Raw genomic sequence first — 19,017 nt, 5'->3', positions numbered from 1 at the left:
AGGGGAATGGCGCGTAGCTTTGTAGTGAATTTTTTTTCCGCTAAAAGATAGCATTATGAAAAAGACATGTTTACTCCTGGCCCTGCTGCTGGCCCTTTTTGCTGCACCTTTGTCCCGCAGTTTTGCCCAAAACCAGTATGTGGGCGAGATCAAGATGTTTGCCGGTACCTTTGCGCCCCAGGGATGGATGAAGTGTGAAGGTCAGTTGTTGTCTATCGCCCAGTATACCCCCCTGTTTGCGCTGCTGGGTACTACCTATGGCGGCGATGGTATTAATACCTTTGCCTTGCCCGATATGCGCGGACGGGTGCCGATGGGTACGGGCAATGGCCCCGGGCTTACGCCTACTATACCCGGCATGCAGCAAGGTTCCGAACAGGTTACCCTGGTTACCGCCAACCTGCCACCACACAATCACCTGATCAATATTTACAACGGTTCCGGTACCCTCGATTCGCTGTCCGGCAGTACGTCATACCTGTCCCTGGTGCAAAACGCCGACTTGTCGCGCGCCAATGCCTTCGGTACTACAGCGCCTAATACTACCTTAAATGCCGCTACTGTTTCGGCCACCGGTAGCGGTATACCGGTGCCTATTAAGCAACCCAGTCTTTCGGTAACCTTTATCATTTCGCTGCAAGGCATATTCCCTACTCCATAACCTTTAATCTGTACGATATGAAACACAAGTTTATACATTATCGCAGGTTAGGTTGCTTGTTCTCCGGGCTGCTGCTTACTGTCGGCGCCTGGCATAGCGCTGCCCAGCAAACCATCAGTACGGTGGCCGGCGATGGCAGTGCCGCGATCGGGGCAGCAGGTATTGGGGGCAGTAATAGCGTAGCCGTCGATACGGCCGGTAATATCTATGTGGCTACCGGCGGCTTAAACACCATTCGCAAAATAACACCTGCCAACGTGGTCACTACCTTTGCCGGTACCGGAGTCGCCGGTTTCTCGGGCGATAACAATACTGCGGCCTCCGCTACATTTAAAAATATACAGGATCTCTACATCAGCCGCAACAACCTGTATATAGCCGATGCCGGCAATCGCCGGATCCGTAAGATCGACCTGGCGACCAATACAGTAACCACGGTTGCCGGCGATGGAACGGCAGGCATTACAGGCAACGGTATCGGCGCGGCCAATGCTATAGCCGTCGATACGGCGGGCAATATTTACGCCGCCACCGGTGCGCGCAATATGATCCGTAAAATAACGCCTGCCGGCGTAACGACTACTTTCGCCGGTACGGGCGTTGCCGGTTTCTCGGGCGATAACAATGCCGCTGCTGCGGCCACGCTTAACCTGCCCGCCGACCTGTACGTCAGCAGCAATAAACTGTATGTGGCCGATTGTAAGAACAGGCGCATCCGCAGTATCGACCTGGCCACGCAAACCATTACTACGGTTGCCGGCGATGGCACTACGGCTATTACCGGTACCGGTATCGGCGCCGCTACCGGCGTAGCGGTCGACGATGCCGGCAATATCTTTGTAACTACCGGTGCTGCAGGTAACGCCATCCGTAAAATAACGGCAGGTACACACAGTACTATTGCCGGCGGTAACGCCACCGGTGCTTTTGGCGGCGACAACGGCCTGGCTATCGGCGCGGCACTCAACCTGCCCTCGGATCTTTATATTAAAGGAACCGACCTGTATGTGGCGGATGAAAAGAACCGGCGTGTGCGTAAAATAACCAATACCGCGGTAGGCCTGGCCCTGGAACTGTTGCAGTTTACCGCCACCGCTCAGCCGGCCAAGACCCTGTTGCAATGGACGGTAACTTCGGATCAGGCGCTCACCGGTTTTGACGTGGAGCGGAGTACAGACAGTCGCAGTTTTAACCGCCTGGCAACGGTAGCTGCCGTTAATGCTGATCCGGCGGCTTACCAACATGCCGATCTTAGCCCGCTGACCGGCCGTTCCTTTTACCGCTTAAAGATGCGCTATGCCGGTGGCAATGATGTGTACAGCCCGGTACGGCAGGTGATACGGTCTACCGGCGGTTCGGTAAGCCTCAGCCCCAACCCGGCCACGGCACAGCTTAACCTGCTCGTAGCCGACGAGGCGCTGTTGGGTACTACGGCTTATGTAACCGATCTGCAGGGCAGGCAGGTTACGCATTTTACCGTCACGGCTGTGGCCGGAATAGAAGTGCGCAGCTGGGCTTCGGGTATCTACTTCCTGAAGCTCGCCGACGGCAGTACCTACAGGTTTGTGAAAAAATAAAAATAAGGCGTTGCACCGGGATACTTCCCGGTGCAACGCTAATGCTTAGCATATGGCGCCCAACCCAACAGATGTATTAAGAGATACCCTGGCCCAGAGCTTTGGCCTGGCCATTAGCGACCTGGTATCGGAAGAGAAGATTATCGAAGCGCTTACCCTACGCGTGGAAGAGCTTATAGCCGGCAACCCCGACCAGCTGTTCTCGATGCTGTACCGGCTCGATATCTCGGAAGCCCGTATCAAGGCGGCCATGGCGCTGGATCACGAAGTGACAAAAAAAATTGCCGTTCTGATATACGAACGGCAACTGGAGAAAATTATATCGAGAAATCAATTCAGGAGTACCCGGCCCGATGACGACCTGGCCTGGTAACCGGCCTTGGATTAATTATCGTTATTCCTTTTTATTTCCTGGATAGAGACCAGGTCATAGATCACACTGCCGAATTTGCAGGTGTCTTTAATACCGGTGTGGTTGTACTTTACCCTTACCTTCAGACCGCCGTGCTGGTAAGCCGAGGGCAGGTAGCTGGGCTGTACTACGGCTTTGTCTTCCAGCTGGAGCAGGTATCCGCAGCCTTCGTTGGTGATATCGCCGGTATCTACAATGGTGGCATCTACCATGTCTTTATCTTTATTGCAGGCCACGAAGGCAGACAACAGGATGGTACCGGCAAACAGCAAAGCGTATTTTTTCATCATGGATTGTAAAAATTGAATGGTTAAAAATATACAATCCATTCAGAAAATCAAAAAAATTATTCGGTAAACTTATAACCCACGCCCCTTACAGAATGAAAGTGCCGGGGATTGCGGGTATCTTTCTCGAAATATTTCCGGAAATTCAGGATGAAATTATCGATCGTACGTGTGGTTGGGTATACATTATAGCCCCAAACCACCTGCAGGATATGCTCGCGCGATACGACCTCGTTCTTGTGCTCGATCAGCAGTTTCAGCAGGGCCATTTCTTTTTTGCTGAGTTCCAGGGTTTTGCCGTCCTTGTCTTTGCCCGATTGTGCCGAGAAGTCGATCTTGCAACGGCCAAACGCATACACATCAGGCGCTGCATTCCTTTCTTTCAGTTTTTTGTTCTTGACCACCAGCTTTTCCACGCGGAGCAATAGCTCTTCAAGGTTAAAGGGTTTGGTCATATAGTCGTCGCCGCCTTTTTTCAGTCCTTCGATGCGGTCGGCGCCGCTGTTACGGGCCGACAGGAAAAGGATAGGCACTTCGTTATTCTGCATCCTGATGTTTTCGCATACGGTAATGCCATCCATTTCGGGCAGCATAATGTCCAGTATGATCAGGTCGAAATATTCGTGCTTCACGGCCTTCAGCACCGAGGCGCCGTTGTCTACCGTAGTTACTTCGTAACCTTCCAGTTCAAGGTTCAGCTTTATCGCTTCCCTTAAGCTTTCCTCGTCTTCCACTACCAGCAGCGATGCTTTGGATTCGTTTTTTGACATTGTTTTCTAAGATTAAATCGCAGGATTATTCCCCCGGAAAACCGGATTGCAAAGATAGCAAAGTCGGCAAGGAAAAGCCGGATAGCGCTATAGGCTATTGTAATAGTACTGTCATTTTTTACCGGCTCCGGGAGGCTGGCGCCGGGGTTGCGAAGCGGCTGCAGGTTAATCTTCGTCTTCGTCGTCCCTTTTGTAAGCTGCCTTTTTTGATGGCGGTTGGTAGCCTTCGATCACCATCACGATCTCGCCTTTTGGGGCATGCTGGGCATAGTGTGCGGCCAGGTTTTCCAGGCTGTCGCGGCGGGTCTCTTCAAACATTTTCGTCAGTTCGCGGCTTACCGTTGCCTGGCGTGTGGCGCCGAAAAAAGCCTTCATTTCTTCCAGTGTTTTGGCCAGTCGATGCGGCGATTCATAGAGGATAATGGTCCTGGGCTCTGTGGCCAGTTGCTCCAGTTTGGTCTTACGGCCCTTTTTAAGTGGCAGGAAACCTTCGAATACGAAACTGTTGGTGGGTAATCCGCTTTGTACCAGGGCGGGTACAAAGGCTGTTGCGCCGGGAAGGCATTCTACGGGAATGTCGTGTTTCAGGCATTCGCGCAGCAACAGGTAACCAGGGTCGGATATGCCCGGGGTGCCCGCATCGGTAAGCAAGGCCAGGGTCTTACCCGATTGCAGCTGGCTGATCAGCTGTTCCAGCACTTTGTGTTCATTGTGCTGGTGGTAAGCGTAGAGTGGCTTTTTGATGTCGTAATGTTTCAGCAAAAAGCCACTCGTACGGGTATCTTCGCACAACACGGCATCGGCCTGCTTCAGCACGTCGAGCGCACGCAGGGTAATGTCGGTAAGGTTGCCGATGGGTGTGGGCACCAGATACAATTTCATGGATATACGCTTAGGCGTTGGCTGTTAACGTAAAGTCGAAAGATTCCATCACCTGGTTGGCCAGCAGTTTTTTGCAGGCTTCTTCGGTTTTGGCTTTTGCTTCTTCTTCAGATGCCGCTTCGATCAGCAGGGTAATGTGTTTGCCGATACGCACATTATCGATCTGGGTAAGGCCGAGGTTATGCAGGCTTTCTGTTACCGCTTTACCTTGCGGATCCAGCAATTCTTTAAGAGGCATTACATTTACGTGTGCAGTGAATTTCATCGTTGCTATTTGAATATTTAAAATAAAAAATTACAGTTTTTCAAGGGAGCTTCAGGCCTTAACCTGCTCTTGCGCCTGTGGATAACGGTATACGATCGAGCAAAGGACATATACGATAAACACTAGCGGTACCACGGCAAATTTAAGAAATGGCGCGCCCGCGGCAAGTACCACCAGCATCAGGATCTGGGGCCACCAGGCGCCGATGCCTTTGCCGGATGCTTTCCATTTCAGGAAACGGATCTTGCTCACCATAAAAAAGCACAACAGGGCGATCAGGATATAAAGCGACCATTTATTGTACAGGAAAGGCTTGATGTCGATAGGCGAGGGGAACCATACCAGGAGCGGCAGGGAGGCCACAATAAGGCCAACAGCCGGTATAGGCATACCCACAAAATGGTTTTGCTGCTGACCGCTGGTCTGGTTGAACGTAGCCAGGCGCAGGGCCCCGAAGCAGGCAACCAGGAAGGCAGGCGTAGTGGCCAGCATAGGCGCATCCAGTGCACCGGGCTCCGACATATAGGCAAACCAAAGGAATTTGAACAGGATCATGGAGGGGGCTACACCAAACGAAACCACATCGGCCAGCGAGTCCAGGTCCTTGCCGATCAGCGAATGCACCTTAAGCGAGCGGGCTGCAAAACCGTCGAGCACATCCATCAGTGCCGCCAGCGCAATAAACACACTTCCATAGTACATCTGCTCCATGCCCATCACCGGGAAGTAGTCTTCGCCGGTAATCGTATTTAAAAATGCCGGAGCGTTCAGGATAAAGGTGATCGCCGTACAACCGAAAAAGAGATTGGCCAGCGTGCAGATATTGGGAAGGTGTTTCATTAAAATGTATTCTGGTTCTATACCCGGAGGCGCCAACCGGTGTGCAAAGGTAATTGATTTGAAAAGGTAGGCGAAAATAGTTTTTTATTTAGAAAATACCTGCCCCGCCCGGAAATAGGCATAAACAGGGTCGCATGCCGGCCTGCGGGCTCCGGTGCCGCCGCCCCGGCGGCCCCCGGAAATGCCCGGTCGGCGCGGCGCCGGCTGCTTTGTTCTGCATGGCGCCGGCTTTCCTAAATACTGGTTAATCTGCGCAGAACCAGGGTGTCCGGTTCCCCCGGCCCCGGGTGGGCATCCGAAAATTCCGTATCTTTGGTACAACAAAAAATAAAAATTGAATATGGACCCTAATCAGATTTCAGGACATTCCTCTTACAACCAGTACAACAGTAACCCGGCCCAGATCAACAGCTCTTATATTGCCCAATACATGGCCAAAGTATATGGCTGGATGTTTTTAGGCCTTTTAATTACCGGGGCAGTCGGAATATTAATCGCTTCAACGCCGCAATTGCTTGTTTCTATATATAACTTCAGAATGCTCTTTTTCATCGGGCAACTTGTAATGGTTGGCTTTTTGGCACTTCGGGTTCATAAAATGAGCTCTATGACGGCTACTGCCGTCTTTTTAGGATATGCAGCATTAAATGGTCTCACATTTGCACTCCTCTTTGCAATGTTTAAGATGAGTTCGCTGATCTTTGTATTTGGTATTACAGCGGGTACTTTTGCGATCATGGCGGCTGTAGGTTATTTCACCAAGCAGGACCTTACTTCTTTCGGTAAGCTTATGTTTATGGGGCTGGTAGGTGTTATCATAGCTTCCGTGGTAAATATTTTTGCGCATAGCACTACCCTTTACTGGATCATTTCCTATGTAGGTGTGGCTGTTTTCGTTGGCCTTATCGCTTACGATACCCAGAAGATCAAAGCTTATGCGCTGCTGGAAAGCGAAGAAGACCGTAAAAAAGGCGCTATCCTGGGCGCCCTGGCCCTGTACCTCGACTTTATCAACCTGTTTATTTACCTGCTGCGCCTTTTCGGTAGCCGGAGATAACCGGATTCGTGATCATAGGAAAGGCTGCCCGAGGGCAGCCTTTTTTTGTTTTCGTGATGCGTGAAGGTTGGGGTATTTAGAAGGTATAGTTATAGTTTTTGCCGCCGTAGCTAAAGTTGAAATTGTAATGGACATCAAAGCCGCTGGCGAAATAACCGGGGTTAAAGCTGGCCGACCATACGCCATGGGGCACGCAACGGAAAAAGCCTTTGTTGGTGCCGCCTACATTACGGTTGGTAATAACGGGGTACCAGGGATGCGGGCTGGAAGAATACACCAGGTTATTGCCCGAAGTAAAGGTGGAGAGCCCGCAGCCGCCACCGTTATACCGGCGGTAATAATAGCTCCAGTTGCCGTTTTGTATGATCAGCGAAGGCCAATAGCTGTTGAACACCCATTTGCCCCAGAAGTTTTTGTTCTGAGCCTCGGTACGGATCTCGAACACGCAACCCAGGAACTGGGTACAGTCGCTGCTGAGACCACCTGTGCCGAAAATGGCCCAGGGGTAGGAATAGCCGCTGATCCACATTTTACTGCGTTTGCGGTTGCCGTCGTAATGCCAGTCGGGTACGGAGCTGGAGAAAGAGGTGTACAGGCTTGCCGTCTTTTTAGCCGCGGTAAATACGTCTACGGTAATAGGGTTGCCCTGCTGGTAAAAGTCCTGGTTGTGGCTGCTGAGTTCGGGTATTTTATTGAAATCGCCGTCCAGGATAATTTTAGTGGCGGTAGTCGTATATTGGTAAATGCGGGTGCCCACTTTTACAAAACCGCCTTCGTTCAGCGCACCGGCATCGCCCGGTTGGCAAACAGCATAGTCCCAGGCGGCGGCTTGCGGGTCGTCGTGGGCAACGATAATGCCGTCGTCCATGCCCTGGGTATATTCGGTGGTATGCTGCTCGGGGCCGTTTCTCAGGGTTTGCTGCTCGGCATCGGGCAGGGTTTCCAGGTAGGCGTCGTAGTCGGCCTCGGCTTTGGCAATCATGTTAAACCGGGTCCGTATGGTGCGTACGCCCGCCGCATCTTCCCATTGTTGCACGGCTTGCGGCGTGGCGTCCTGTATTTCGGACAGGAATTTTCCGTAATCATTGTAATCGGCAAAAACATACATGCCATGGTCTACTTCAACCGGCATCGAAGGGGTAAACACATCGCCGTTGCCGTCGCCGTTCATGGCAACCATTTTCTGGTCGGTTGCGGGCCGGCTGTCGGGCTGTTGTTTCTGGCAGGAGGCCAGGGCGAGCAAAGTAATTAAGGAAAGGGACACTTTTCTCATGAAAGAAAATTTAATGGTTAAAGAATAAAGCGGTCAGTGGCGGCAAGCCTGTTGCCGTCGTTTTTGTTTGTTGTCTGTTGGGCCAACAAATGCGAATCCCTTAATTATCTTGTAAAATCGGCGATGATTACCCTGGTATTGCCTGTCTGGAGGATTTGACTTTGTGTGCGGTTGTGTGTCGGTACCCGGTCTTTATGCTTGGGTATGGATTTGGTTTTTTATTTGTTTTGTAGTGATTTTCAGTAAATATATGTATTGGAAATCAAACTAAGGCATGTTGTGGTAAAATCCTCCCTGGCTTCAGGGTTTTGTCAGTAGTTTGATAACCAGTAATTTAGAGGCTATGTGTATGGAGAATGCAGCCTGGCCTGCAAAGGAGGCTTCCCGGTTCCCTGCCGGACCAGTTGCGGGCAAAGCGGGCCCGAAGGATGCAGCTATGGCTACCTTTTACTTTTCGGCTAAAAACTTTATCTTCGTCTCTTGCATAAAATCCAAATATTTTCTCTGTAATGAAGTTTAACGTGTTGCCCTTTGCTTTTTGGCTTCTGGGTGTAGCGCTTGTCGTAACCGGCCCGCTTGCCCATGCCCAGAAGGAAAAAGAAAAAAGAGATTTTAAAGTTGTGAGTGAAGTGAAGGACCGGCATGGGAATACCATACGCAAGGTGCAGTACTACGAGGGCAATGTTAAAATCACCCAGGAGATCATTATGCCCCCCTTCCCGGGTATCAAGGAGCGTCCTAAAGTCGATCCCGATACCCTGAACCGGGATTCGGTGCTGGTATTGGTCGAAAAGAGCAATTACCTGGTAGCGATCGTGTATAAAAGAAAACGGATCAGGCAATACCGGGCCGTATTCGGGCCTACGCCGCTCGTCGACAAGATGATGGCCGGCGACCGTAATACGCCCGAAGGCTGGTTTAAAATCGTGAGTAAAAAAGAGCACAGCAACTGGCAGAAATTTATCCTGATCGACTACCCCAACGAGGAGTCCTATGCCAAATTCAATAAAAGAAAACAGGATGGTCTTATCCCTTCGGGCGCTTCTATCGGCAATTCGGTAGGCATACACGGCACCTTTACCAGCGGGGTAAAAATGGTAGACTGGGGTATGGGCTGGACCGATGGCTGTGTAGCCATGAAACCCGAAGATATCAACGATTTTTACCGGTTCGTATGGCCGGGAACGCGGGTGTTCGTACGCCGTTAAACCAGCAGGTTGACATCGGTCAGGAAATGCGCCTATAGAGAATATCGACTGCCCGATCCACTTTTTGATTTATCTTTGCGAGCTATGAAAATGACTATGGCGCCAGTTACCGAGATCATCCGTCCTAAAGCTGAATTTCTTCAGCGGTTTTTTGGTGAGGATGTGGTGGCCGTAGAAACTCATAAGGAGATTATCAGTACGGGGGTGCAATTGCACTATGCCGATGTGATGATTTCTCCCGCCCAGGATCAGCCGGAGGAAGTCGCTTTCCTGAATTTTTACCCGGTTGATGAAGGCAACTATTACCTCCAGCTTTCTTTCCTGCCCGAGCGTGGCGTCAAATCGGCCGACGATAGCTACCGTGTTGTCCAGATGGTGTTTAACCCGGCATTCTTCTGCCAGTGGTCCAATGGACTGATCTGTAAAAAACAGCCTTTCCGGTTTGACAGGAGCACCGAACAGGCCTTTGCCCTGAATGCGCAAAGCCGCGAATCGCTTGAGTTGTTGCTCAAACCCTGCGCCGAAACAGACGATTTTATCCATGCCCTGCGCCGCCAGGAGGCTGCAATAGCCTTGCTGCGTCATGCGCTCGAAGCCTTCCTGGTACCTGATGAAGCCAACCGCCTGCCGGCTTGTAGCTTCCTGAGCCATTCCGGCGAACGCGATAAGGTGCTCGATGCCCAGCGTATTATCCTCGATCATCTCGACCGGCCTTTAACCATCAAAGAGCTTTCCCGCGAAGTAGGGATGAACGAATGTTACCTGAAGAAAGGTTTTAAGGCCATGTTCGGGAAAACCATTCACGAGTTCCAGCAGTTCCAGCGCATCGAGCGTTCCAAGGAATTGTTATTGCAGGGCAATCTCTCCATCAATGAAGTGGCCTTTAAAATGGGCTTTGGCAGCGCCTCGCACTTCAGCACTTCCTTTAAGAAAATTGCAGGCATGAAGCCCTGCGAATTGTTGGGTTAGTTGAGTATTTAGTATTGAGATGTTAGATATGAGATGTTAGATATGAGATGTTAGATATGAGATGTTAGATAATAAGGGTGAGCCTGTCATCGGGAGCGCGGCGAAGGATCTCATTTTTATTAGTATCAGGTATCAAGTAGCAAGTATCACGTGTGCGATTGTCATCCTGAGCGCAGCGAAGGATCTCATCCATTAGCTGGCCGTATTAAAGGGGCATACACCAGGAGGACGCCTGTCATCCTGAGCGCAGCGAAGGATCTCACCCATTAGCAGGCTTTATTAGCGTGCAAAGCATCAAGCACCAAGGGGAGTGTTGTCATCCTGAGCATCGCGAAGGATCTCACCGGTTAGCTGGCTGTAACAACCAGCCACCTTACCCTTTCACAAACCGGCCTACAAACGGCATCGATTTCAGTTCTTTACCTTCTGCTTTCAGGATCAGGCGCAGGTACAACAGCATTAATACCGTAGCCGCAACCACCCTTATCGCCAGCATCGGCAAGGTATTCAGCGAAGCAGTAGCGAAGTCCACGCCTTTTTTGATAAAGAAAAACACCAGCATCACCGTGAGGTAGGCCAGTATCTTTTTTACCGGGTAGGGCACCGGGAAGTATTTTTGACCCAGGAAGTAAGCCAGCACTGTCATACACAGGTAGCAGATCAGCGTAGACCAGGCAGAGGCGTATATGCCGTATACGGGTATGAAATAGTAATTACCCACCAGGGTAATGATGGCGCCCGCCAGGGTAATATACAGACCCATATTCATACGGTCGGTAAGTTTATACCATACCGAAAGGTTGTAATACATGCCCAGGCAGATATTGGCAAACAGCAATATGGGCACCACGCCCAGGCCGCTGTGGTAGGCCTGGCTGATCCAGTACTTAAGGATGTCGAGGTATAGCGCCGTGGAAAGAAAGGCCAGCGCCAGTACGATTACAAACCATTTCATAACGCGGGCATAGGTCTGCGGCGCATTCTTGTCGTTGGCCTGGTTAAAGAAAAAGGGCTCGGCCGCCATCTTAAAAGCCTGGATAAACAGGGTAATAAAAATGGCCAGTTTATAATTCGCAGAGTAAATACCGACCAGCCGCTTGGCTTCGTCGGGCGCCATGGGCAGGAACTTAGCCAGCATCTGGCGGTCCATCACCTCGTTGATCATACCCGCCAGACCGATAATGATCATCGGCGCGCTATAGGCAAATATCTTTTTCCAGAGGTCCAGGTCCATCCGGAAACGGAATATCTTCCATTCGGGAAACAGCATCAGGAATACGAAGATCGTCTGCAGCAGGTTGGCCATCAGCAGGAAGCCTACCCGGTTGTTGCCCGCATGCCAGTTGGCCAGCCAGCTGCCCGGCGATTTAAGCGCCATCTGCGGCAGGTATACCAGGAAGAAGACCACGGCCACGATATTGACCAGGATGCCGGCGATCTTGATAAAGGCATATTTCTTCGGCCGGTTCTCCTGGCGCAGCTTGGCAAAGGGAATGGCGGAGAGCGCGTCGAAACCGATCAGGCACAGGGCCCAGACTATATATTCAGGATGGCCTTCGAGGCCCAGGAAATTATTAATAGGTACCCGGAACAGGGAAAACAGGAACACAAGGCCCACTGTGCTGATCACCATCGATCCGAAGGTGGTCTGGAACAGGCTCTTGCGATCTATGTTTTCGCGGTTGGAAAACCGGAAATAGCCCGTTTCGAATCCATAAGTGAAAATGATATTGAGTACCGCTATCCACACATACATCAAGCTGTAATCGCCGTATTCCTTTACGCCCGAACTGTCTTTCAGCAAATAGGTAATTAAAGGGGTAAGCAGGTAGTTCAGAAACTTCGCTCCAATATTACTGACGCCGTACCACAGGGTTTGTCCGGCCAATTGTTTGATCGCTGCCAATAGATTGAATAATTTGAATGCAAAACTACGTATAACGGTTGTACATTCGATTTTTTAAAAAAGGGAACAAGAGGTATAAAGGTAAGGCCTGCAGCGACACGATGCCGTGGCGCTGCAAAAAAAGAACCCTGCTTTATGAATCCTGGTTATCTTTGTTTGCGGGTATGTAACCCCTCCCTGAAACACAACCCTATGGCTCCGATACTCTCTATCCGGCAGATTGCAAAAGCTTATGGCCCCGTACAGGCTTTAAAAGGTATCTCTTTCGATGTGCCGGAAGGCAGTGTGTTTGGCGTGCTGGGGCCCAATGGCAGCGGTAAGACCACCCTGCTGGGTATCCTGCTCGATGTGCTGCAGGCCGATGGCGGTAGCTTCGCCTGGTTTGGCGGTATCGATCACCAGGCGGCACGGCGCCAGATCGGCTCCCTGCTCGAAACGCCTAATTTTTATCATTACCTGAGCGCAGTACGTAACCTCGAGATCAACGCAGCCATCAAAGGGCGCGGCCAGGATGATATAGGTCGCGTGCTCGATATCGTAAAGCTCAGCCATCGTAAAGATTCAAAGTTCAGTACCTACTCTCTGGGTATGAAACAAAGACTGGCCATTGCCAATGCGCTACTGGGCAGGCCCAGGGTATTGCTGCTCGACGAGCCTACCAACGGACTCGATCCCGAAGGTATTGCCGAGATCCGCGAGCTGATCCGTACGTTGAACGCCGAAGGGATTACCGTGATCATGGCGAGCCACCTGCTCGACGAAGTGGAAAAAGTATGCACCCATGCCGCCATATTGAAAGAGGGCGCCTTATTGCTCTCGGGCGATGTCGCCGAAATATTCCGCGATGGCGATATGCTGGAAGTAGGTGCTGCCGACCTGGCAAGGCTGCAGCAGGTATTGCAGGGACTTAAAGGCGTACAGGCACTGACACATAAGGGTAAAGTGCTGAGCCTGGTGCTGGACGAACCGCTTACGGCAGGCGACCTGAACCGCTACTGTTTCGAACAGGGTATCGTGCTCAGCCACCTGAGCCTGAAACAAAAAAGCCTGGAAGCAAGGTTTATGGAGCTGACCCGTTAATGCCGGATATTTAAAAAAGAACGGGGCATATAGCCAACGTGGAGGCCTGCAGGAGCGTCTTTAAGCTGGGAGGGCTGACCCTTTTTGTTTTCGAAGGTATTTTTAGGTGAAAATTTGCTTTTTCAATTTCTTTATCTATTTTTAAGCCTCGAAATACAGGATATGAAACTATGCCCGTCCGGCGGTATTTCGCAGCATTCTTAAAATCTAATAAAAACATGCGCAATCAAATGAAGACATTTTTACTTACAGCAATGGGAGTGTTCGCTCTTTTCTCCACTTTAACCATCACCTCTTGTTCTGAAGATAAATGCAAAACGACCGTATGTGCTTATGGTGGTGTATGTAATGATGATGGATCCTGCACCTGTCCTACAGGTTATGAAGGAGAGCGTTGCGAAACCGTTACCCGCAGCAAATTTAAAGGTACCTGGAGCGTAACTGAAGATGGTACTGCGAGCAGCCCTGCACAATATGCCGTATCTGTTGAGGATGGTGGCTCGATCGATGAAGTGAAGATCCGTAATTTCAACAACCTGTTTAATAAAGAAGTAATTGCCAAAGTAAAAGGCGATACCATCCATATTCCTCTGACCACGATCGAAGTGGGCGAAGATACCAAAACGATCGAAGGTAAAGGTTATGTGGTGCCCGAGGCTTTCTATGGCCTGCATGGCAAGCTGGTAGTGAACTACAGGGTAGTGTCAGGCGATGGCAGTGTTAACGACTATGGCTTCGGCGGTGGTACCAATTCTTCTATCTGGGTTAAATAATAAATTGCGATTCCCGGTAAAATAAAATGCTTATGTTTGTAAAGCCCTTAATTTTTTTAAGGGCTTTATTATTTGATATACAGGCCGCTCATGAAGAAGCATTTCATCAAAGACCTTTTTATTCATACCCGCTGGTATATCGGGATCAGCATTACGGCCTTCCTTTTTCTTTTCGCTTTTTTTATACCCTGGCTTTGGAGCGTGGCTATGGTAGTACTGCTTGTTTTCGGCGGATTAACCCTGCTCGAATACCTCCTGCTGTTTGCCGGTAACCGCGGCTTGCAGGCCCGGCGTATTACCGGCGAGCGACTGAATCTCGGCGATGAAAACGAGATCGGTATCAGCCTGCTTAACCTCTTTCCCTTCCCGGTGCATGCCGAAGTGCTCGACGAATTGCCGGTCCAGTTCCAGGAGCGTAACTTTAAACGTGCCCTTACCATTCCTGCCGGGCACAAAACCACATTACCCTATACCTTAAGACCCTTATCCCGTGGCGAATACCGCTTCGGACGCATACTCTGTTATGTAAGCAGCCCTTTATGCCTGTTGCAGCGCCGTATCCGTATCGAGGCCGAGCAACTGGTAAAAGTATATCCCTCTACCCGGTACCTGCGCAAATACCAATTGCTGGCCCTGAGCGACAATATGCAGTTTGCCGGCAGTAAAAAGATACGCAGGGTGGGGCATAGTATGGAGTTCGAACAAATAAAGGATTATGTGCAGGGCGACGATGTGCGCAGTATCAACTGGAAAGCGACTGCCAGGCGGGGCGGACTTATGGTCAATAACTTTATCGATGCCCGCAGCCAGCAGATCTATTGTGTGATCGATAAAGGCCGGGGCATGAAAATGCCGTTCGACGGGCTCAGCCTGCTGGACTACTCGATCAATGCCGCACTCGTATTTTTAAATGTTGCCCTGCTCAAACAGGATCGCGCAGGATTGATTACCTTCTCATCCAAAATTAACGAGTTGGTCGCTGCCGAACGCAACTCCACCCAATTACATAAACTCAACGAAACACTTTACCGGCAAACAACCGACTATAGCGACAGCAGTTACGAAGCGCTTACGGCTACGGTATTGCATAAACTCTCGCATCGCAGCTTCCTGCTGCTCTTTACCAATTTCGAGACTATGGCTTCGCTCGAAAGACAGCTGCATTACCTGCGCAAACTGGCTTCCCGTCACCTGTTATGCGTAGTGTTCTTCCAGAATACCTTGCTGAAAGAGATCCGCGAGGGACATGCCGATACCCTGGAGGGCATCTATATCAAAACGATCGCGGACCGTTTTGATTTTGAGAAAAAGCAGATCGTAAAAGAACTGCGCCGTTATGGGATCATTTCGGTACTCACTACCCCCCAGGACCTGACCGTTGATGTGGTAAACAAATACCTCGAGCTGAAAAGCCGGCAGATGGTATAATTAGTATCAGGTATCAGGTATCAAGTATCAAGTATCAAGAGGAAGCCTGTCATCCTGAGCGCAGCGAAGGATCTCACCGGTAAGCCGGCCGTATTAGCGTATCAAGTATCAGGTATCAGGAAGATGCCTGTCATCCTGAGCGCAGCGAAGCATCTCATCGGTTAGCTGGCCGTATTAGAAGGGCAAACATCAATTACCAAGAGAACGATTGTCATCCTGAGCGCAGCGAAGGATCTCGCCCATAAGCCGGCTTTATTAGCGTATCAGGTATCAAGTATCAGGATAACATCGGGAGTAGCCATATAACAATGGTCCTTCCTCATCTAATATCCAACATCTCACATCTAATATCTAATATCCAACATCTCACATCTCACATCTCACATCTAATATCTCACATCTAATATCTAATATCTAATATCTAATATCTGATATCTAATATCTAATATCTGATATCTAATATCTGATATCTAATATCACTCATGATGATAAGGCGAATTGTTCAGGATACTGAAGGCGCGGTAGACCTGTTCGGCCACGATCAGGCGTACCATTTGATGGGGAAATACGAGATTGGATAGCGACCAGCATTGCCGGGCATGATTCCGGATGGCATCGGTAACACCAAATGCGCCGCCGATCAGGATCACCAGCGTTTTTACCCCCTGGTTCATGCATTGCTGGAACTGTTGCGACCACTGCACCGAATTCAAGGCCTTGCCCCGCTCGTCGAGCAATACCAGGTAATGATGGGACTGAAGTTTTTTCAGGATCAATTCTTCCTCCTGTAGTTTTGTGCGGGCCACATCGCTGGTCAGCGCCTTTTTCGGGAGCTGAAGAATGACCAGCTCTACAGGGTTCCAGGGTTTTGTTTTCTGAAAATAATATTGAAGCCCGGACGCAATAAAATCCTCGTTGGCTTTACCTAATGACCAGATCTCGATATTCATTTTCGCTTTTGATTTTGATGCAAAGAAAGTTTTTTTTGGTAATTAAAAAAATGTTTTTACCTTTGCAATCCAATCAAAACGATGGCTCTGTAGCTCAATTGAATAGAGCATCTCACTACGGATGAGAAGGTTTCAGGTTTGAATCCTGACAGGGTCACAAAAAGCAGTCCACATGGGCTGCTTTTTTCCTTTTAAATACAGGGTGGCTGGTAATGCCGGCCCGCCATGGGTAAGCATTTCGCGGGATTATAAGATGGAGGAGACCGGGCCGTGTTTCGAAAATTTTGTTGGCGATTTCGGGGAAATATGCTTACCTTCGCAGCCTACTCCGGCTCTGTAGCTCAATTGAATAGAGCATCTCACTACGGATGAGAAGGTTTCAGGTTTGAATCCTGACAGGGTCACAAAAGCAGTCCACACGGGCTGCTTTTTTCTTTTCACTTTTTCATCGGCTACCTTAACCTAAGGTCCGTTTATTGAGGATCAAGCGGAAAAGTTGGGGTACTCCGGTGTACTTACCCTAATTTTTTATTCTTCTTTGTCTTAATACAAAGAAGCAAAAATCAAGACTGTAGAAAAAGTGCTAAAAATGCCTTGTACGCCTAAAAGAAATAAGTCCGGGCAGTAGTAAAAAAATGGACGAAGGAATGACAAACGAACTAAAGTACAGGGCCAGACTGTGGGAGCTGTATTTCTTTCTATACGGCGTCCTGCGGCATTTTATTAACGCCCTTTTTCTAAAGGTCGGTATGTTTGGTTGTTTCCTGGCTTGACGTCCCGGCAGTGCATGTAATGGGCGTTGGGCAAAGCATTTCTACGCGGTTAGTGACCAGATGTTACGACCAATATGCACCCGTTCGCTGCGTCGCCGTATCGCTGCGAGAAAAAATGAAATGCACAGCATCACATTCGCCGGCAAGGAACTGGTATTGCAGTGTATTTATCTATCCTGAATAACTAAAGCGCTCCCTATTAATTTCCTTAAATAAATAACATACGGACAGATCTGCAGACTCGATCTTCACTCCCCCAGAAATTCCGCCTGATCCGGAACAACACCATTGTGCGCACCCCACTACTCATATCTGACATCTGAAATCTCCCACCTCACATCTCAATTCTCAATTCTCAATTCTCAATTCTCACATCTCACATCTCACATCTCACATCTCACATCTCACATCTAACATCTCACATCTAACATCTCACATCTAACATCTCACATCTCACATCTCACATCTCACATCTCAATACCAAAGCGCAGTAACCCGAACAGGATGCTGAGCAGGATCAGGTAAAGCATATTGATCCGGTAGCGGGCCAGCAGGATAAACGAAAATACCACCCAGGCCAGGGATACCCAATCGATTGCAAAAAGCCCGGCGCCCTGCTGCCCGAACAGGATGGCTCCGCCCAGGTAACAGGCCAGGTTGACGATAACGCCTACAACAGTAGCGGTAATTAAGGATAAAACAGTTTGTATAACGGGATAGTCCTGGGTCTTTTCGATAAAACCTGCTCCCATAAAAATCAGGATAAAATTGGGCAGAAACGTAAAATAGCTGGCGACCAGTAAGCCCAGTGTGCCCATTAACAGCGAGCCGTGGAAATGATTGAAAGCCGCCATGAATCCTACATAAGAGAGTACAACGACCAATGGGCCGGGCGTTGTTTCGGCGAGCGCGAAGCCGTCGATCATTTGTGTTTTACTGAGCCACATCAGTTTGGTAGTTACCAGGCCGGCTACATAGGGGATCACGGTATAGGAACCACCGATGGTCAGGAAGGCCGCCCGGGTAAACAGCAATGATGTTTTTTGCCAAAAAGCGGCATCGGCCGAGCAGCAGATTAATATGACAAAAGGAACCAGCCAGAGCAACAGGAATACCACGGCATATTTTACCAGGGTTCGGGATGGCTGTTTTTGCAGGGGCTGATCACTGTTGATGTAATAGAGGTCTTCCGGCTCCGCACTTTCTGCTGTTTTACGTTTGCTGTTTTTTAGCCCGCTATATTTTACCGGAACAAAACTTAGTAAGATGCCGAAAACAATCGTGCCTAAAATAATCCAGGGCATGGGTACGCCTGCGAAATAAGAGAGCACGAAGGCTGCAATCGCTGCGCAGTAATGCGCAGGGGAAGTCAGTGCCTGGCGGCCTACCTTCCAGGTGGCATAAATGATAATGCCGAGTACCGCCGGCTTTAACCCATTGAAGATAGATCCCAACAGTGGGGTATTGCCATAAATGGCATAAATAATACTTAACCCGGTAAGGATGGCTATAGAGGGCAGTATGAAGAAAATGCCGGAGACAATACCGCCTTTGACGCCATGCAGTTTCCAACCCAGGAATATCGATAACTGGTGGGCTTCGGGTCCGGGCAGGATCATACAGGCATTCAGGGCATGATAAAATTTGCGGTTGCTGATCCATCGTTTCTTAAGGACCAGGAAGTCGTGCATGATGGTGATATGGCCGGTGGTGCCGCCGAAGCTGATCCAGCCTAAAATAAACCAAAACCGTAACGCTTCTGAAAATGATGGGGCTGTTGTTTGTCGCTCGTTTAATTTCTGTATACTTTCTGTACTGTCCATGCCGGTGTCTTGCAATTTTTTCCTGTAGGATCGGGGGGATCAACAACCGCTATCGGCGGCTATTCCAGGAGCTGAAAGTTAAG

Annotated in this window: 18 protein-coding genes and 2 tRNA genes; 11 read left to right on the top strand and 9 right to left on the bottom strand. The window is 49.7% G+C overall.

Annotated features, from left to right (window positions below):
• Nucleotides 1-55 precede the first annotated feature (55 nt).
• The 3 genes from B0I18_RS21035 to B0I18_RS21025 are packed head-to-tail and all read left to right on the top strand — an operon-like array spanning nt 56 to nt 2,611.
• Nucleotides 56-661: a phage tail protein gene (locus B0I18_RS21035; RefSeq protein WP_219906026.1), complete on the top strand. Its 606-nt coding sequence runs from the start codon at nt 56-58 to the stop codon at nt 659-661.
• Between the two features lie 17 nt (nt 662-678).
• A complete protein-coding gene (locus B0I18_RS21030; RefSeq protein WP_106524730.1) occupies nt 679-2,238 on the top strand; it encodes a T9SS type A sorting domain-containing protein in 1,560 nt (519 codons plus the stop codon).
• Between the two features lie 52 nt (nt 2,239-2,290).
• A complete protein-coding gene (locus tag B0I18_RS21025) occupies nt 2,291-2,611 on the top strand; it encodes a hypothetical protein (RefSeq protein ID WP_106524729.1) in 321 nt (106 codons plus the stop codon).
• A gap of 11 nt (nt 2,612-2,622) precedes the next feature.
• Here B0I18_RS21025 and B0I18_RS21020 read toward each other — a convergent pair whose 3' ends face one another.
• The 5 genes from B0I18_RS21020 to B0I18_RS21000 form a co-directional block, all read right to left on the bottom strand.
• Nucleotides 2,623-2,940, bottom strand: coding sequence for a hypothetical protein (locus B0I18_RS21020; protein WP_146146827.1), 318 nt, complete (start codon nt 2,938-2,940; stop codon nt 2,623-2,625).
• Between the two features lie 56 nt (nt 2,941-2,996).
• Nucleotides 2,997-3,707: a response regulator transcription factor gene (locus tag B0I18_RS21015; protein WP_106524727.1), complete on the bottom strand. Its 711-nt coding sequence runs from the start codon at nt 3,705-3,707 to the stop codon at nt 2,997-2,999.
• Nucleotides 3,708-3,872: 165 nt separating this feature from the next.
• Entirely contained in the window at nt 3,873-4,589 is a 717-nt protein-coding gene (gene rsmI, locus B0I18_RS21010) for a 16S rRNA (cytidine(1402)-2'-O)-methyltransferase (RefSeq protein ID WP_106524726.1), read from the bottom strand.
• 10 nt (nt 4,590-4,599) lie between these two features.
• A complete protein-coding gene (gene purS / locus B0I18_RS21005; protein WP_106524725.1) occupies nt 4,600-4,854 on the bottom strand; it encodes a phosphoribosylformylglycinamidine synthase subunit PurS in 255 nt (84 codons plus the stop codon).
• A 51-nt stretch (nt 4,855-4,905) separates the two neighbouring features.
• Nucleotides 4,906-5,694: a CDP-alcohol phosphatidyltransferase family protein gene (locus B0I18_RS21000; RefSeq protein ID WP_106524724.1), complete on the bottom strand. Its 789-nt coding sequence runs from the start codon at nt 5,692-5,694 to the stop codon at nt 4,906-4,908.
• Between the two features lie 340 nt (nt 5,695-6,034).
• On the opposite strand from B0I18_RS21000, the gene B0I18_RS20995 reads away from it, so the two are divergent.
• A complete protein-coding gene (locus B0I18_RS20995) occupies nt 6,035-6,751 on the top strand; it encodes a Bax inhibitor-1/YccA family protein (RefSeq protein WP_106524723.1) in 717 nt (238 codons plus the stop codon).
• A gap of 76 nt (nt 6,752-6,827) precedes the next feature.
• Here B0I18_RS20995 and B0I18_RS20990 read toward each other — a convergent pair whose 3' ends face one another.
• Nucleotides 6,828-8,024, bottom strand: a complete 1,197-nt coding sequence (locus B0I18_RS20990) for a hypothetical protein (RefSeq protein WP_106524722.1) — start codon at nt 8,022-8,024, stop codon at nt 6,828-6,830.
• 509 nt (nt 8,025-8,533) lie between these two features.
• Here B0I18_RS20990 and B0I18_RS20985 point away from each other — a divergent pair.
• Nucleotides 8,534-9,232, top strand: a complete 699-nt coding sequence (locus B0I18_RS20985) for a L,D-transpeptidase family protein (protein ID WP_106524721.1) — start codon at nt 8,534-8,536, stop codon at nt 9,230-9,232.
• 84 nt (nt 9,233-9,316) lie between these two features.
• A complete protein-coding gene (locus B0I18_RS20980) occupies nt 9,317-10,201 on the top strand; it encodes a helix-turn-helix domain-containing protein (RefSeq protein WP_106524720.1) in 885 nt (294 codons plus the stop codon).
• Nucleotides 10,202-10,574: 373 nt separating this feature from the next.
• On the opposite strand, the gene B0I18_RS20975 is transcribed toward B0I18_RS20980, so the two are convergent.
• Nucleotides 10,575-12,107, bottom strand: a complete 1,533-nt coding sequence (locus tag B0I18_RS20975; RefSeq protein ID WP_106524719.1) for a lipopolysaccharide biosynthesis protein — start codon at nt 12,105-12,107, stop codon at nt 10,575-10,577.
• 192 nt (nt 12,108-12,299) lie between these two features.
• Between B0I18_RS20975 and B0I18_RS20970 the strand changes: the two genes are divergently transcribed.
• The 3 genes from B0I18_RS20970 to B0I18_RS20955 all read left to right on the top strand — a co-directional run bounded on the left by B0I18_RS20970 (nt 12,300) and on the right by B0I18_RS20955 (nt 15,388).
• Nucleotides 12,300-13,187 carry an ABC transporter ATP-binding protein gene (locus tag B0I18_RS20970; protein ID WP_106524850.1) on the top strand — a complete coding sequence of 296 codons (888 nt, stop codon included), beginning with the start codon at nt 12,300-12,302 and terminating at the stop codon, nt 13,185-13,187.
• A 230-nt stretch (nt 13,188-13,417) separates the two neighbouring features.
• Nucleotides 13,418-13,960, top strand: coding sequence for a calcium-binding EGF-like domain-containing protein (locus B0I18_RS20960; protein ID WP_146146826.1), 543 nt, complete (start codon nt 13,418-13,420; stop codon nt 13,958-13,960).
• Nucleotides 13,961-14,050: 90 nt separating this feature from the next.
• Entirely contained in the window at nt 14,051-15,388 is a 1,338-nt protein-coding gene (locus B0I18_RS20955) for a DUF58 domain-containing protein (protein WP_106524716.1), read from the top strand.
• Between the two features lie 476 nt (nt 15,389-15,864).
• Here B0I18_RS20955 and B0I18_RS20950 read toward each other — a convergent pair whose 3' ends face one another.
• Nucleotides 15,865-16,338, bottom strand: coding sequence for a 23S rRNA (pseudouridine(1915)-N(3))-methyltransferase RlmH (locus B0I18_RS20950; protein WP_106524715.1), 474 nt, complete (start codon nt 16,336-16,338; stop codon nt 15,865-15,867).
• A gap of 83 nt (nt 16,339-16,421) precedes the next feature.
• On the opposite strand from B0I18_RS20950, the gene B0I18_RS20945 reads away from it, so the two are divergent.
• A tRNA-Arg gene (locus tag B0I18_RS20945) sits at nt 16,422-16,495 on the top strand.
• A gap of 173 nt (nt 16,496-16,668) precedes the next feature.
• Nucleotides 16,669-16,742: transfer RNA gene (locus B0I18_RS20940), tRNA-Arg, on the top strand.
• Nucleotides 16,743-17,578: 836 nt separating this feature from the next.
• Here B0I18_RS20940 and chrA read toward each other — a convergent pair.
• Nucleotides 17,579-18,934, bottom strand: coding sequence for a chromate efflux transporter (chrA, locus tag B0I18_RS20935; RefSeq protein ID WP_106524714.1), 1,356 nt, complete (start codon nt 18,932-18,934; stop codon nt 17,579-17,581).
• Nucleotides 18,935-19,017 lie beyond the last annotated feature (83 nt).

The organism is Taibaiella chishuiensis (assembly GCF_003014535.1).
GTDB classification, from domain to species: Bacteria; Bacteroidota; Bacteroidia; order Chitinophagales; family Chitinophagaceae; genus Taibaiella; species Taibaiella chishuiensis.
Note: the sequence above shows the minus strand (reverse complement) of the source record. Positions and strands in the feature narration are given on the sequence as shown.

What these genes read in the sequence shown, in the direction of transcription:
- B0I18_RS21035 (WP_219906026.1), top strand. Translation starts at nt 56, where the DNA reads ATGAAAAAGACATGTTTACTCCTGGCCCTGCTGCTGGCCCTTTTTGCT.
- B0I18_RS21030 (WP_106524730.1), top strand. Translation starts at nt 679, where the DNA reads ATGAAACACAAGTTTATACATTATCGCAGGTTAGGTTGCTTGTTCTCC.
- B0I18_RS21025 (WP_106524729.1), top strand. Translation starts at nt 2,291, where the DNA reads ATGGCGCCCAACCCAACAGATGTATTAAGAGATACCCTGGCCCAGAGC.
- B0I18_RS21020 (WP_146146827.1), bottom strand. Translation starts at nt 2,940, where the DNA reads ATGATGAAAAAATACGCTTTGCTGTTTGCCGGTACCATCCTGTTGTCT.
- B0I18_RS21015 (WP_106524727.1), bottom strand. Translation starts at nt 3,707, where the DNA reads ATGTCAAAAAACGAATCCAAAGCATCGCTGCTGGTAGTGGAAGACGAG.
- rsmI (WP_106524726.1), bottom strand. Translation starts at nt 4,589, where the DNA reads ATGAAATTGTATCTGGTGCCCACACCCATCGGCAACCTTACCGACATT.
- purS (WP_106524725.1), bottom strand. Translation starts at nt 4,854, where the DNA reads ATGAAATTCACTGCACACGTAAATGTAATGCCTCTTAAAGAATTGCTG.
- B0I18_RS21000 (WP_106524724.1), bottom strand. Translation starts at nt 5,694, where the DNA reads ATGAAACACCTTCCCAATATCTGCACGCTGGCCAATCTCTTTTTCGGT.
- B0I18_RS20995 (WP_106524723.1), top strand. Translation starts at nt 6,035, where the DNA reads ATGGACCCTAATCAGATTTCAGGACATTCCTCTTACAACCAGTACAAC.
- B0I18_RS20990 (WP_106524722.1), bottom strand. Translation starts at nt 8,024, where the DNA reads ATGAGAAAAGTGTCCCTTTCCTTAATTACTTTGCTCGCCCTGGCCTCC.
- B0I18_RS20985 (WP_106524721.1), top strand. Translation starts at nt 8,534, where the DNA reads ATGAAGTTTAACGTGTTGCCCTTTGCTTTTTGGCTTCTGGGTGTAGCG.
- B0I18_RS20980 (WP_106524720.1), top strand. Translation starts at nt 9,317, where the DNA reads ATGAAAATGACTATGGCGCCAGTTACCGAGATCATCCGTCCTAAAGCT.
- B0I18_RS20970 (WP_106524850.1), top strand. Translation starts at nt 12,300, where the DNA reads ATGGCTCCGATACTCTCTATCCGGCAGATTGCAAAAGCTTATGGCCCC.
- B0I18_RS20960 (WP_146146826.1), top strand. Translation starts at nt 13,418, where the DNA reads ATGAAGACATTTTTACTTACAGCAATGGGAGTGTTCGCTCTTTTCTCC.
- B0I18_RS20955 (WP_106524716.1), top strand. Translation starts at nt 14,051, where the DNA reads ATGAAGAAGCATTTCATCAAAGACCTTTTTATTCATACCCGCTGGTAT.
- B0I18_RS20950 (WP_106524715.1), bottom strand. Translation starts at nt 16,338, where the DNA reads ATGAATATCGAGATCTGGTCATTAGGTAAAGCCAACGAGGATTTTATT.
- chrA (WP_106524714.1), bottom strand. Translation starts at nt 18,934, where the DNA reads ATGGACAGTACAGAAAGTATACAGAAATTAAACGAGCGACAAACAACA.